The 12010-nt window shown below is 62.1% G+C and carries 14 protein-coding genes and 1 tRNA gene; 5 read left to right on the forward strand and 10 right to left on the reverse strand.

Annotated elements, in window-relative coordinates; genetic code table 11:
- Positions 1–79: 79 nt before the first annotated feature.
- The 4 genes from JHX87_RS14670 to ihfA form a co-directional block, all read right to left on the reverse strand.
- Positions 80–1147, reverse strand: coding sequence for a 2'-deoxycytidine 5'-triphosphate deaminase (locus JHX87_RS14670; RefSeq protein WP_271885486.1), 1068 nt, complete (start codon positions 1145–1147; stop codon positions 80–82).
- 63 nt (positions 1148–1210) lie between these two features.
- Positions 1211–1288: transfer RNA gene (locus JHX87_RS14675), tRNA-Pro, on the reverse strand.
- Positions 1289–1368: 80 nt separating this feature from the next.
- Positions 1369–2007 (reverse strand): MerR family transcriptional regulator, encoded by a 639-nt coding sequence (locus tag JHX87_RS14680; protein WP_271885485.1) that lies wholly within the window; start codon positions 2005–2007, stop codon positions 1369–1371.
- A gap of 13 nt (positions 2008–2020) precedes the next feature.
- Entirely contained in the window at positions 2021–2323 is a 303-nt protein-coding gene (ihfA, locus tag JHX87_RS14685) for an integration host factor subunit alpha (protein WP_111299768.1), read from the reverse strand.
- A gap of 211 nt (positions 2324–2534) precedes the next feature.
- Here ihfA and JHX87_RS14690 point away from each other — a divergent pair, with 211 nt between their 5' ends.
- Positions 2535–2813 (forward strand): DksA/TraR family C4-type zinc finger protein, encoded by a 279-nt coding sequence (locus JHX87_RS14690; RefSeq protein ID WP_271885484.1) that lies wholly within the window; start codon positions 2535–2537, stop codon positions 2811–2813.
- Between the two features lie 6 nt (positions 2814–2819).
- Here the strand turns inward: JHX87_RS14690 and JHX87_RS14695 are convergent, their stop codons facing one another.
- From JHX87_RS14695 to JHX87_RS14710, 4 genes are all read right to left on the reverse strand, one after another.
- Positions 2820–3794 carry a beta-ketoacyl-ACP synthase III gene (locus tag JHX87_RS14695; RefSeq protein ID WP_271885483.1) on the reverse strand — a complete coding sequence of 325 codons (975 nt, stop codon included), beginning with the start codon at positions 3792–3794 and terminating at the stop codon, positions 2820–2822.
- Complete coding sequence (plsX, locus tag JHX87_RS14700; RefSeq protein WP_271885482.1) at positions 3791–4900, reverse strand: phosphate acyltransferase PlsX; 1110 nt, start codon at positions 4898–4900, stop codon at positions 3791–3793. The genes JHX87_RS14695 and plsX overlap by 4 nt, the downstream gene beginning before the upstream one ends.
- Positions 4901–4921: 21 nt before the next feature.
- The gene (rpmF, locus tag JHX87_RS14705) at positions 4922–5128 is read right to left on the reverse strand and encodes a 50S ribosomal protein L32 (RefSeq protein ID WP_271885481.1); all 207 of its coding nucleotides are present in this window, start codon (positions 5126–5128) and stop codon (positions 4922–4924) included.
- Between the two features lie 237 nt (positions 5129–5365).
- Positions 5366–5893 (reverse strand): YceD family protein, encoded by a 528-nt coding sequence (locus tag JHX87_RS14710; protein WP_271885480.1) that lies wholly within the window; start codon positions 5891–5893, stop codon positions 5366–5368.
- 159 nt (positions 5894–6052) lie between these two features.
- Here JHX87_RS14710 and JHX87_RS14715 point away from each other — a divergent pair, with 159 nt between their 5' ends.
- The 4 genes from JHX87_RS14715 to JHX87_RS14730 all read left to right on the forward strand — a co-directional run bounded on the left by JHX87_RS14715 (position 6053) and on the right by JHX87_RS14730 (position 9655).
- Positions 6053–6502 carry an outer membrane protein assembly factor BamE gene (locus tag JHX87_RS14715; RefSeq protein ID WP_271885479.1) on the forward strand — a complete coding sequence of 150 codons (450 nt, stop codon included), beginning with the start codon at positions 6053–6055 and terminating at the stop codon, positions 6500–6502.
- A 132-nt stretch (positions 6503–6634) separates the two neighbouring features.
- Positions 6635–7375, forward strand: a complete 741-nt coding sequence (locus JHX87_RS14720; RefSeq protein WP_271885478.1) for an SseB family protein — start codon at positions 6635–6637, stop codon at positions 7373–7375.
- Positions 7376–7424: 49 nt separating this feature from the next.
- Positions 7425–8117 (forward strand): CDP-alcohol phosphatidyltransferase family protein, encoded by a 693-nt coding sequence (locus JHX87_RS14725; protein ID WP_271885477.1) that lies wholly within the window; start codon positions 7425–7427, stop codon positions 8115–8117.
- Positions 8118–8185: 68 nt separating this feature from the next.
- Positions 8186–9655, forward strand: a complete 1470-nt coding sequence (locus tag JHX87_RS14730) for an ABC transporter substrate-binding protein (protein WP_271885476.1) — start codon at positions 8186–8188, stop codon at positions 9653–9655.
- Positions 9656–9723: 68 nt separating this feature from the next.
- Here the strand turns inward: JHX87_RS14730 and JHX87_RS14735 are convergent, their stop codons facing one another.
- A complete protein-coding gene (locus tag JHX87_RS14735; protein ID WP_271885475.1) occupies positions 9724–11274 on the reverse strand; it encodes an alanine/glycine:cation symporter family protein in 1551 nt (516 codons plus the stop codon).
- A gap of 28 nt (positions 11275–11302) precedes the next feature.
- The gene (locus JHX87_RS14740; RefSeq protein ID WP_271885474.1) at positions 11303–11737 is read right to left on the reverse strand and encodes a universal stress protein; all 435 of its coding nucleotides are present in this window, start codon (positions 11735–11737) and stop codon (positions 11303–11305) included.
- Positions 11738–12010: the final 273 nt, after the last annotated feature.

Below are 12010 nucleotides of genomic sequence, written 5' to 3' on the forward strand. Positions count from 1 at the left end.
TTGCGCGGTCTGTAAAGTTGGAGAGGGCGCGCGTCTGAGCGGCCACATGCCGGGCAGGGCCGGCTGTCGCCACGGATCGCTAACGAAACTGTTTCGCCAGCTTCAGCCCCTGACCCTGATAGTTCGACTTGATCCCAGCCCCATAGAGCCGGTCCGGGCGGCGCGCCATGCGTTCATAGACCAACCGCCCGACGACCTGCCCATCCTCCAGCACGAAGGGCGCTTCATGGCAGCGCACCTCCAGCACGCCACGCGCGCCTGTGCCTGCCTTGCCAATGCCGAAGCCGGGGTCAAAGAAGCCTGCGTAATGCACCCGGAATTCACCGACCATGGCCAGATAGGGGGCCATTTCGGCGGCGTAATCGGCGGGGATCGCCACCGATTCGCGGCTGACCAGGATGTAGAAGGCACCCGGGTCCAGAATCAGGCGGCCCTCGGTGGTGCGCAATTCGTCCCAGAATTCGCGGGCGTCATATTCGCCGATCCGGTCAAGGTCGATCACACCGCTATGCGGACGGGCGCGATAGCCGACCAGATCGCCATGATCGGGGCGCAGATCGACAGAGAATCCAAGCCCCTGATCGATCAGCGCGTCACCGCCAACCAGCGGTTCGCGCGCGTTCAGATCGCGCAGCTCGGTATCGCTCAGCACCGCCTGACCGTCGCGCAGGCGAAGCTGGTTCAGGCGCATGCCGGGGCGCACCAGAACCGAAAAACTGCGCGGGCAGATCTCGGCATAAAGCGGGCCGTCGTAATCTTCGGGCAGGCGGTCGAACTCGGTGCCGTCATCGGCCACCAGCCGCGTCAGCAGGTCCAGACGCCCGGTCGAGGATTTGGCATTGGCCACCGCGCTGAGCCCCGCAGGCAGGCTGACACGCTCCATCAGCGGGACCAGATAGACACAGCCGCGTTCCAGCACGGCGCCATCGGTCAGATCCATCTGATGCATCTGGAAATCGGGCAGGCGATCCTCGACCCGCTTGCCCTTGCCCGCCAGAAAGCTGGCGCGCAGCCGATATGCGGTGGTGCCAAGGCGCAGGTCAAGGCTGGCCGGCTGGATCTGTTCGGGGATGATCGCGGGATCGGCAGAAATCGCGCCGGTTTCGATCAGCTTGCGGATTTCGCTGTCAGGCAGAACGCCGTTCATCGCAGGGCCCCCGTCAGGAAAAGGGAAACGCCCACCCCCGCAAAGGGATGGGCGTTTTCGGAATGGTCGGGCCGGCGAGATTCGAACTCGCGGCCTTCCGCCCCCCAGACGGACGCGCTAACCAGGCTGCGCCACGGCCCGACGAGCGCCATATAGAGCGAAGCGGTGGTGCTGCACAAGGGTCGCAATGGCAATTTTTGCGTCAAGGTGCTGATCGGCGGTTAATAAAGGCGCTGGATGGCGTCGCTAAGCTGCGCGCCCACGCTCTGGCCGCGTTGCCAGGCGGCATCGCCTGCGCGCAGGTTGCGCAACTGGCCCGACAAAAGGATCAGCCGTGGCAGCCATTGCGTGTCCCCCTTGCCCCGGTCCAGTTCGGGAAACAGCGGCAAAGCGCCATCGTCGCCGGGCAGGCGGCGCTTGCGCTGGCGCGCGCGGGGCGTTTGGGACATCTCGTCACCCTCCCAATCCAGATCATCCTCAGCGATGGGAACATCGTCAGATGCGACTGTATCGAAAGGTTCGGGCTGGGCAATAGCCGATGCCGGTTCGGCTGCGCTGTCCGCAGGCGCAGCCTGTGCGGCGCCCAGAAAGGCCGCGCCGCGTTCGCGCACGCTTTGGCCGCGATCCTTGGACATCAGCTTTTTCGCACCGCGAATGGTCAGCCCCTCTTCCCGCAGCAGGTCAAAGATCCCCGCTGCCAGGGACACATCATCGGGTCGGTAATAGCGCCGCCCATCGGGCCGCTTCATCGGCTTGAGCAGGGGAAACTGCGTCTCCCAATAGCGCAGGACATGCGGTGCCACGCCAATCAGCGTGGCAACCTCACCAATGGACCGAAAGGCATCCGCGCTTTTCTTCATGCCGCAAGCCGCCTCAGCGCTTGTTGCCGGCCGCCACGCGGTCTTTCATCAGATGCGACGGACGGAACGACAGCACCCGACGCGGGGTGATCGGCACCTCTTCCCCGGTCTTGGGGTTGCGTCCGATGCGTTCGTTCTTGTCGCGCACGCTGAATGTCCCGAAGGATGAAATCTTGACCTGTTCGCCGCGCACAAGCGCATCCGAGATGTGGTCCAATACGCTTTCGACCAATTGGGCCGATTCATGGCGTGACAGTCCGACATCGCGGAAGACAGCCTCCGCAAGATCCATTCGGGTCAGAGTCTTGTCGCCCATATCTTTCCCTCTGCAATGTCAACAGGATGGTTCGCTTTAAGTGCTGAGTCAACGAGCGAGCGGAGATTTCGTTCAATGCTCAATGTGTTGCCCGACAATTGCGCGATTTGCCGCCCATCCCCCCGTCAGGGACTCCTTGCCTTGGACTACCTGTCTTTGCAACCTGACCTTTGAATACCCATCTTGGGTTGAAAGGTGAGGGGTGACGGATATGGCCGGTGGTTGGGCAAAAGATGATTCGATCAATGACCAGATCGAGGTCAGCACGGCAGAGGCGATCGCGCGGGCCAGGCTGCGCGCGGCGCAGTCCAACTCTGCGGCGGAAAGCGCCGAATTCTGCGTGGAATGCGATGAGCCGATCCCCGAGGCGCGGCGTCAGGCCATTCTCGGCGTGCAATTATGCGTGGAATGTCAGGGCGGGCGCGATCAACGATATCGCGCATCCGCCGGGATCAACCGGCGCGGCAGCAAGGATTCGCAGCTGAAATAGCCCGCCCTACCAGCGGATGATGACCGAGCCCCAGCTGAGCCCGCCACCGATCGCCTCGGTCACGATGACATCGCCCTGCTGAAAGCGGCCTTCGCGATCCGCGACCGACAGGGCCAGCGGGATCGAGGCGGCCGAGGTATTGCCATGTTCGGCAACGGTCAGCACGACCTTGTCCATCGGCAGTTCCATCTTCTGCGCGGTCGCGGTGATAATGCGCAGATTGGCCTGATGCGGCACCAGCCAATCGACCTCCGAGGTTTGCAGCCCGGCCTTGTCCAGCGCCGTATGCGCGGTCTTTGCCAGTTTTTCGACCGCATGACGGAAAACCAGATTGCCCTGCATCCGCAACTGTCCCGCCGTGCCGGTGCTGGACACGCCGCCATCGACATAAAGCAGATCGCGATACTGGCCGTCGCTGTTCAGATCGCTGGCAAGGATACCGCGATCAGCGCTGTTGCCGCTGCTTTCCTGCGCCTCCAGCACGACGGCACCGGCGCCATCGCCGAACAGCACGCAGGTGCCGCGATCGGTCCAGTCCATGATGCGGGAAAAGGTCTCGGCGCCGATGACCAGAACGCGATTGGCCAGCCCGCCGCGAATCATCGCATCGGCATTGGCCAGCGCAAAGACAAAGCCCGCACAGACCGCCTGGACGTCATAGGCAAAGCCCGATTTGATCCCCAGGTTCGCCTGCACCATGGTCGCGACCGCCGGAAAGGTGAAATCCGGGGTCGAGGTTGCCAGGATCACCCCGTCGATATCCCCGGCGCTCAGACCGCTATTGGCCAGGGCGGCTTGCGCCGCGCGGGTGGCCAGATCGCTGGTGGTCTGGCCGTCTTCGGCAAAGTGTCGCCGCTCGATCCCGGTGCGGGTCCGGATCCATTCGTCACTGGTGTCCAGCTTGTCTTCGAACCAGCTGTTTTCGACGACACGCTCGGGCAGGTAATGCCCGGTACCACGGATGACTGAACGACGGATCACGAAGCTGCCTCCACATCAGAAGCGCCCGAGGAAATTCCGGCGCTTTGGGCCACACGGGCGGCCAGACGATCCTGAAAGCCCGATTTGGCCAGTTGGAAAGCCAGCTTGATGGCGGCCGAGATCCCTGTCGCATCGGCGGCGCCATGAGATTTCACGACCGTACCATTCAGGCCCAGAAAAACACCACCATTCACACGGCGCGGATCGATTCGCTTTTGCAGCCGCTTCAGCGAGGACATCGCCAGAAGGGCCGCGAATTTCGACATGATGGAATTGCGAAAGGCGCCGCGCATGAATTCGCCAATCAGCTTGGCGGTGCCTTCGCCGGTCTTCAAGGCGATATTGCCGGTAAAGCCGTCAGTCACGATGACATCGACGCGCGAGCCGGGCAGATCGCCGCCCTCGACAAAGCCGACATAATCGAAATTCGCCTCATCCGCGGCGGCGGCGATCAGGTCGTTGGCCTGCTTCATCTCGGCCCGGCCCTTGTGCTCTTCGGTGCCGACATTCAGCAGCCCGACGCGGGGGCGTTCGATATCCAGACCGTTGCGCGCATAAGAGGCGCCCATCAGCGCATATTGCAGCAGATCGGGGGCGTCGGCTTTGATATCGGCGCCCACATCCAGCATGATGTTGAAGCCCTGCACATTGCGCGAAGGCCACAGGCAGGCGATGGCGGGGCGGTTCACGCCCGGCAACTTGCGCAGGCGCAGCATCGACAGCGCCATCAGCGCGCCGGTATTGCCACAGGAGACGGCGACCTCGGCCTCGCCCTGCTTGACCGATTCGATGGCCGCCCACATCGAGGTATCGCCGCCTTTGCGGACGATCTGGCTGGGCTTGTCCTCCATCGTCACCACGCCGGGGGCATGGCGGATGTCGCAGCGGTCGATCAGATGCTTGCGACGACCGATAAGGCGGCGAAGCTGGGCTTCGTCACCATGCACGATGAAACGGATTTCCGGGTTCTTGTCAGCGCTTTCAGCCATGCCTGCGACGACGGCCGAGGGACCATTATCCCCGCCCATCGCGTCAACCGAAATCACCACGCTGCCCTGATCCAAGAGGGCGCGCGGTGCCGGTGAATTCGACGTGTCTTCGGTCATCTGGCGGCGAACCGGAACAGATTATGCCGCGTCGTCGTCCAGGTCGATCTCGTTCGCCTGGGCAACGACTTCGCGATCAGCGTAGTGGCCGCAGGACGGGCAAACGTGATGCGGGCGCTTCAACTCGCCGCAGTTGGTGCATTCATTGGGGTTACCGGCAACCAGTGCATCATGGGCACGACGCATGTTGCGCCGCGAGCGGGTAACGCGATTCTGAGGGACAGCCATGTCTCAACCTCGGTTTGTCGGGCCAGGCGCAACGGCACCTTCTGCCACAGGATTTGAATTCGAAATGAACCGCGCAGATACGCCATGAAAGGCGCGTTCGCAAGCCCTTGCAACGGCGCATCTGACTTAAATGCAGCTTAGCAACCTATTGTGACAGCACAATACGGTCTGCAGATCGAGAAATAGGCCACGGCCTGTGACAGGATTGCCACGCGCGGCGGCTGACGCGCCGGGCGGTCAGTCGTCCTTTCTGCCCTGCATCAGCTGATTCAGCCCCTCGAAGGGGCGGCGGGTGTCGCGGCTGTCATCCTCGATCGCGTCCTGCCCCAGTTCGGCCCCGTCGGCGCGCGGATATTCCGGCAGCGCCAGCGACAGTTCTTCGACCATCACCGCGGCCAGGTCGATGAATTGTCCCAGCGGCTCGATACTGTCGTCCAGCATCTCGATCTCTTCGCCCTCGGGCACGACGACATGCGGCGAATAGTGACGCTCGACCGTTTCGTTGAGGCTGGTCTTGACGGGCTTCAGCGTCACCACGCAGGGCTGGACCACGCGCGCCTTCAACTGCCCGGTCAGGTGCCAGGCATCGCCCCCCTCGGCCCGGATCTCGCCTGTGAATTCCAGCTTGGGCAGGTCGGACAGTTCCAGTTCCTGCGCGATGGCGGCGCGTGTGGCCTCATCCGGTTGCAGGGCGAATGGCGTGGGGGCGCGCGGGTTCAGATGGGCCACGCGCAGGCGGTTTTGCGGGGACGGAGATGCGGTCATGCTTGTGTCTTCCTAACGGGGTGTCGCGGCGGAATCTGTGCATTGCGGATCATTGATGCAATGCAAACCACGGTGCCGAATTGATATTCTTGAGCGCGCTGCCCGAGTTTGCTAAGCCATGCAGGTCGCGTCAACCGCACCAATCTGAGGAAGTCCCATATGACAACAATCAGGAACCTGCTGATCCTGGCATTCATAGTTGTCACGGGGCTTGCCGCCTGCACACCGATTTATCGCAACCACGGCTATGTCCCGACCGAGATGGACCTGTCGCAGGTGGTGATCGGCCAGACCTCGATCGACGAATTGCAGGGGCTGATCGGGCAACCCTCGGCGCAGGGTCTGCTGACCGGGTCGGGCTGGTACTATGTCGGCTCTCGCTGGCGTCACTATGGCGCTGCCGAGCCGGAAGAGGTCAACCGGCAGGTCGTGGCGATCTCTTTCACGCCGAATCGTGTGGTGTCGAATATCGAACGCTTCGGCCTTGATCGCGGCCGGATCGTGCTGCTGTCGCGTCGTGTGACCGAAGGCAGCGTGACCGAGATTTCGCTGATCGGGCAGTTGCTGGGCAATATCGGCAATTTCCAGGCCGGGGATATCATCGACTGATCCTTGGCTGGTGACGGGCGGTTCGCGACGGCTGTTGTTCCTGCGCGGACATGATTCGCCGCCCGCCCGGTCTTGTCGCGCGCATCCTGCCTGATTAGGGCAGGGCAACCGCATTTCAGCCAAAGGCCCGCCATGACCGCGCTTGATGAGCTTGCCACCATCCCGTTCCACGATGCCGATGCGCCGCAGCGCGCGCGGATGTTGTCGCGGCTGGCCGATACCGAACTGATCGTCGCGCTTGGGGCCGAGCCTGTCGGCGATGACGTGGAACTGCGGATGTTTCCGCTGGAGGACGGGCAGGTCGCGCTGGCCTGCGATACCGAGGACCGGCTGTCGGATTTCTTTGGCCAGCCGGTGCATTATATCGGCCTGCCGGGCCGGGTACTGGCCGGGCTGCTGCGGGCCGAAGGTGCGGGGCTGCTGGTCAATCCGGGGCATCCGTCGGAAATGCTGCTGGATGCGGCGATGCTGGATTGGCTGACCGGCGCACTTGCCGCCACGCCGCAAGAGGATCTGGCGCGGCTGCGGCTGACAGCGCCGGCCCGCGACACGGCGGATGCGCTGGCCCCGCCGCTGGCGGCGCGGCTGTCGGATATGCGCGGGCTGATCAGCGGGGCGGCGCTTGTGGGTGTGGCCGGTCAGGGCGGCGCGGCCTCGCATCTGTTGCTGATCGCGGGGGCCGATCCTGAACGCCAGCCGCAGATCGCCAAGGCCCTGGCCGAGACGCTGGCCTTTCTGCCGCCGCAGCCGGGCGGCGTCGATATCAGCTTTACCGAAAATGCCACCGCGCCCGGGGCGCTGTTCTTCGATCTCAGCCCGCCAGAGCAGCCGGAACAGCCCAAAGCGCCAAAAGGTCCGCCCATTCTGCGCTGATATCGGCAGACTTGTTGCACTGGTCGATCCAAGCTGTCAGAACATGCCGATGCACCTTCGACATAAAGCCCTTTTCGTTCACCTTCTGACTGCGACTGGCGCCGTTCTGGCGATGCTGTCGATGCTGGCGGCTGTGGACGGAAAATGGTCGCTGATGTTCGGCTGGCTGGTGGTGGCCTTCGTGGTGGACGGGGTCGATGGCCCACTGGCGCGGCGCTATGACGTGCATGCTAATTCGCCCAATTACGATGGCGTGATCATGGATCTGATCATCGACTATCTGACCTATGTGTTCATCCCGGCCTATGCGCTGTTCAAATCCGACCTGCTGTCGGGCTGGACCGGCTGGTTCGCGATCATCGTGATCGTCTATTTCAGCGTGCTTTACTTCGCCGATACGCGGATGAAGACGAAGGATAATTCCTTTTCGGGATTTCCGGGCTGCTGGAATATGGTGGTGCTGGTCCTGTTCGCGACCAAGCCGCATTGGACCATCATCCTGCTGATCGTGATCGTGCTGACCGTGGCGATGTTCCTGAATATCAAATTCGTCCACCCCGTCCGCACGGAACGCTGGCGCGAGATCACCCTGCCGGTGACAATCCTGTGGACCTTCTTTGCAGGCTGGGCAGTCATCGTGAATTTCCATCCCGCAAGCTGGGCCAATTGGGGGCTGGTTCTGACCTCTCTCTGGCTGATCTCGGCCGGGGCGCTGCAGCAGCTGTTCCCCGAACGGAAATAGCCCTTTCGCTTGCCAGCCCGCGGCATCCGTCCGATGATCGCGGCAAATGGCAATTCGACGGGGAACCCATGCTGAACAGATTGAAGATGTCGGTGGCGGCGCTGGCCTTGATGGCGGCACCCGCAATGGCGCAGGACGCGATCACCCTGGGTATGGTGCTGGAGCCGCCGAACCTGGACCCCACGGGCGGCGCGGCGGCGGCAATAGATGAGGTGGTCTATGCCAATCTGTTCGAGGGGCTGACCCGCTTTGGCCCCGATGGCACGATCCGTCCCGCCCTTGCCGAAAGCTGGGAGGCGCAAGAAGAGGGCAAGGTCTATGTCTTTCACCTCAATGAGGGCGTGACCTTTCACGATGGCAGCGATTTCACCGCCGAAGACGTGGTCTTCAGCCTGAACCGCGCCCGGGCCGAGGAGTCGACCAATGCCCAGAAGGTGCTGTTCGAGGGGATCGAGTCGGTCGAGGCCGTGGACCCGCTGACCGTTCGTGTCACATTATCGGCGCCGGACGGCAATTTCCCCTTCAAGATGGCATGGGGCGATGCGGTGATGGTGGATGAGGGCAGCGTGGCCGATATCGCCACAAAGCCCATCGGCACCGGCCCGTTCAAATTCGACAACTGGGTTCAGGGCGATCGGATCACGCTGTCGGCCTTTGACGGCTATTGGGGCGAAAAACCGGCGCTGAAAAGCGCGACCTTCCGCATCATCTCGGACCCAAGCGCGGCCTTTGCGGCGATGATGGCCGGCGATGTGGATGCCTTTCCGAACTATCCCGCGCCGGAAACGCTGCCGCAGCTAGAGGCCGATCCGCGCTTTCGCGTGATTGTCGGCACGACCGAGGGCGAAACCATTCTGGCGCTGAACAATGCCAAACCGCCGCTGGATAATGTGAAGGTCCGGCAGGCCATCGCGCATGCGATCAACCGTCAGGATATCATCGACGGCGCGATGTTCGGCTATGGCACCCCGATTGGCAGTCACTTCGCGCCGCATAATCCCGATTACGTGGATCTGACCGGCAAATCGGGTTTTGATCCAGAACAGTCCCGCGCCCTTCTGGACGAGGCCGGGACCGGGCCGCTGACCCTGCGGCTGGCCCTGCCCCCCACGCCCTATGCCCGCCGCGGCGGAGAGATCGTGCAGGCGCAACTGGCCGCTGTGGGCATTCAGGCGCAGATCACCAATATGGAATGGGCACAATGGCTGGAAACGGTTTTCAAGGGCGGTGATTTCGACATGACGATCATCAGCCATACCGAGCCGCTGGACATCGATATCTATGCCCGGCCCGACTATTATTTCAGCTATGCCAAGCCCGAATTCGTCGCGCTGATGGATGAGTTGCAGACGGCGACCAGCCCGGATCAGCGCAGCGCCCTTTACAAGCAGGCGCAGGAAATGATCGCGGATGATTACGTCAACGCCTTTCTGTTCCAACTGGCCAAGACTGGCGTGGCCAATGCCAAGATCGAAGGGCTGTGGGAAAACGCGCCGACGCAGGCCAATGATCTGACGCAGGTGCGCTGGACCCAGTAACAGCCCTCGACAAAGCAAAACGGGCGCATCGCTGCGCCCGTTTCTTTTTTGCCTGATGTCCCAAAGGGTCAGTTGAACTTGCGGATCTCACCCGAGCGCAGCCGGTCCAGATAGCTGTTCAACTCTCGCTTGACGATCGGCATCAGCACATACAGCGCGATGATATTGACGACCGCCATGGCGAAGATCATCGCATCCGAGAAGTCGATGACCGGGCCAAGGCTGGCCGCCGCACCAATCCAGGTGAAGATGCAGAAGATGACCTTGAAGGTCAGTTCCTTGGTCTTGCCTTCGCCAAAGAGGAAGGTCCAGGCCTTCAGGCCATAGTAGCTCCAAGAGATCATGGTCGAGAAGGCGAACAGGATCACCGCGACGGCCAGCACATAGCGGAACCAGCCAAAGGTTTCGCTGAAGGCCGCCGAGGTCAGCGCGACCCCGCTATTGCCGCTGACGGTCTGGATCGCGGTGCCGGCTTCGTTCAGGACGAACATGCCGGTTTCGGGATCGGTGACCAGCTGGCCGGTGATGGTGATGACCAGCGCGGTCATGGTGCAGATCACGACCGTATCGATGAAAGGCTCCAGCAGCGACACGAAGCCTTCGGTGATCGGCTCTTTGGTGCGCACCGCGCTGTGCGCGATAGCGGCCGAACCGACGCCTGCCTCGTTCGAGAAGGCCGCGCGGCGGAAGCCCTGGATCAGCGCACCGACGGCACCGCCGACGGCCCCGTCCCAGGTAAAGGCGCCACGGAAGATCTGGCCAAAGGCATTCCCGATCTGGTCGAAGTTGATCAGGATGATGATCAGCGCGGTCGCGACATAGATCACGCCCATGAAGGGGACGACTTTCTCGGTCACGCGGGCGATGGATTTCAGACCGCCGACGATGACCAGGAACACGACCACGGCAAAGACAAGGCCGGTGATCCAGCCCGGAAAGTCCCGTCCGACCACATTGGCGATCTGGGCATGGGCCTGATTCGACTGGAACATGTTCCCGCCGCCGAAGCTGCCGAGGATACAGAAGATCGCGAACAGGATGGCAAGGATCTTGCCCCCGGCCACGCCACGTTCGGCAAAGCCCTTGGTCATGTAATACATCGGACCGCCCGAGACGTGCCCGTCCGAGAATTCGTTGCGGTATTTCACGCCCAGCGTACATTCGGTGAATTTGGTGGCCATCCCCAGAAGACCCGCAAGGATCATCCAGAAGGTCGCGCCCGGTCCGCCAATGCCAACGGCCACGGCCACGCCCGCGATATTGCCCAGACCGACCGTGCCCGACAGCGCGGTTGCAAGCGCCTGGAAATGGCTGACCTCGCCCGCGTCATTGGGGTCGGAATAATCACCCTTCACCAGCGCGATGGCATGGCCAAAGGCGCGGAACTGGATGATGCCGAAATAGATGGTGAAGATCAGGGCGGCGATCACCAGCCAGGCGACGATCCATGGAAAGCTGGTGCCCGGGAAATTCGAAAAGATAAAGCTGACGAACCAGCCGGTCGATTTGGCGAAAGCCGCATTCACGGTTTCGTCGATGCCTTGCGCGGCGGCGGGAAGCCCTGCGGCAAAGCTTGCTGCCAAGGTTGCGGCAGCCAGGTTGAAGACACGTTGAGTCATCTTTTGTCTCGCTTTCTGCTACCTTGCGTTAGGGGACGATGGTGACCGGCACCGGCGATACCTGCGCCAGCGTACCCGCGACCGATCCGAAAATGCGCGACGACAGGCCGGAATGCCCCATGCGCCCAATGAAGATCAGGGCGGCGTTCTCATTTTCGGCGATCTTGCACAGCGTATCGGCGATATGGCCGTATTTCATGACCGAGGTCACGGGAACGCCCGATGCCTCGACCTTTTTCACCATCGGCGCGATGATCGCGGCTTCGGCCCGGTCCAGCTCTTCCTGACGACGGGTGTGGCGTTCCTCGATCTCGGTCGGGGTCAGAAAGCTGTAGGGCGACCATTCCAGGACATGCGCGATGATAAGACTGTCCCCAAGCGCGGCAGCGCGGGTTATGGCAAAGTCCAGCGCGCGTTGTGACGCCGGGCTGCCGTCATAACCGACGACGATTTTTCGTGACATTTTACCTCCTAATTTCGCAATTTTCTTGCTGTTGGTGATTAAAGTGTAGGCAGAGGCATTGCCTTAGGACCAGAAAAAACTGCGATTTAGGTCGTTTATCGGGCTGATAAGTCAGGATTTGCCGAGATTTTGCGTGATTTGCAGCGCGGTGTGGGCATGAAATTTGCAGATTGTGCAATGGCGCGCAGCGCATGCTTCTTTGCCGCGGCGGTAACACGGGACCGCGCGGGCGATGGCGTCAAATTCGCAAGATGTCCCTGAAGAGGCTTCGGC

This window comes from Paracoccus fistulariae, from assembly GCF_028553785.1.
Lineage (GTDB): Bacteria > Pseudomonadota > Alphaproteobacteria > Rhodobacterales > Rhodobacteraceae > Paracoccus > Paracoccus fistulariae.

Bases quoted from the DNA above. Each gene is read 5' to 3' on its own strand.
- JHX87_RS14670 (WP_271885486.1), bottom strand. From the start codon at position 1,147: ATGAACGGCGTTCTGCCTGACAGCGAAATCCGCAAGCTGATCGAAACC.
- JHX87_RS14680 (WP_271885485.1), bottom strand. From the start codon at position 2,007: ATGAAGAAAAGCGCGGATGCCTTTCGGTCCATTGGTGAGGTTGCCACG.
- ihfA (WP_111299768.1), bottom strand. From the start codon at position 2,323: ATGGGCGACAAGACTCTGACCCGAATGGATCTTGCGGAGGCTGTCTTC.
- JHX87_RS14690 (WP_271885484.1), top strand. From the start codon at position 2,535: ATGGCCGGTGGTTGGGCAAAAGATGATTCGATCAATGACCAGATCGAG.
- plsX (WP_271885482.1), bottom strand. From the start codon at position 4,900: ATGACCGAAGACACGTCGAATTCACCGGCACCGCGCGCCCTCTTGGAT.
- rpmF (WP_271885481.1), bottom strand. From the start codon at position 5,128: ATGGCTGTCCCTCAGAATCGCGTTACCCGCTCGCGGCGCAACATGCGT.
- JHX87_RS14710 (WP_271885480.1), bottom strand. From the start codon at position 5,893: ATGACCGCATCTCCGTCCCCGCAAAACCGCCTGCGCGTGGCCCATCTG.
- JHX87_RS14715 (WP_271885479.1), top strand. From the start codon at position 6,053: ATGACAACAATCAGGAACCTGCTGATCCTGGCATTCATAGTTGTCACG.
- JHX87_RS14720 (WP_271885478.1), top strand. From the start codon at position 6,635: ATGACCGCGCTTGATGAGCTTGCCACCATCCCGTTCCACGATGCCGAT.
- JHX87_RS14725 (WP_271885477.1), top strand. From the start codon at position 7,425: ATGCACCTTCGACATAAAGCCCTTTTCGTTCACCTTCTGACTGCGACT.
- JHX87_RS14730 (WP_271885476.1), top strand. From the start codon at position 8,186: ATGCTGAACAGATTGAAGATGTCGGTGGCGGCGCTGGCCTTGATGGCG.
- JHX87_RS14735 (WP_271885475.1), bottom strand. From the start codon at position 11,274: ATGACTCAACGTGTCTTCAACCTGGCTGCCGCAACCTTGGCAGCAAGC.
- JHX87_RS14740 (WP_271885474.1), bottom strand. From the start codon at position 11,737: ATGTCACGAAAAATCGTCGTCGGTTATGACGGCAGCCCGGCGTCACAA.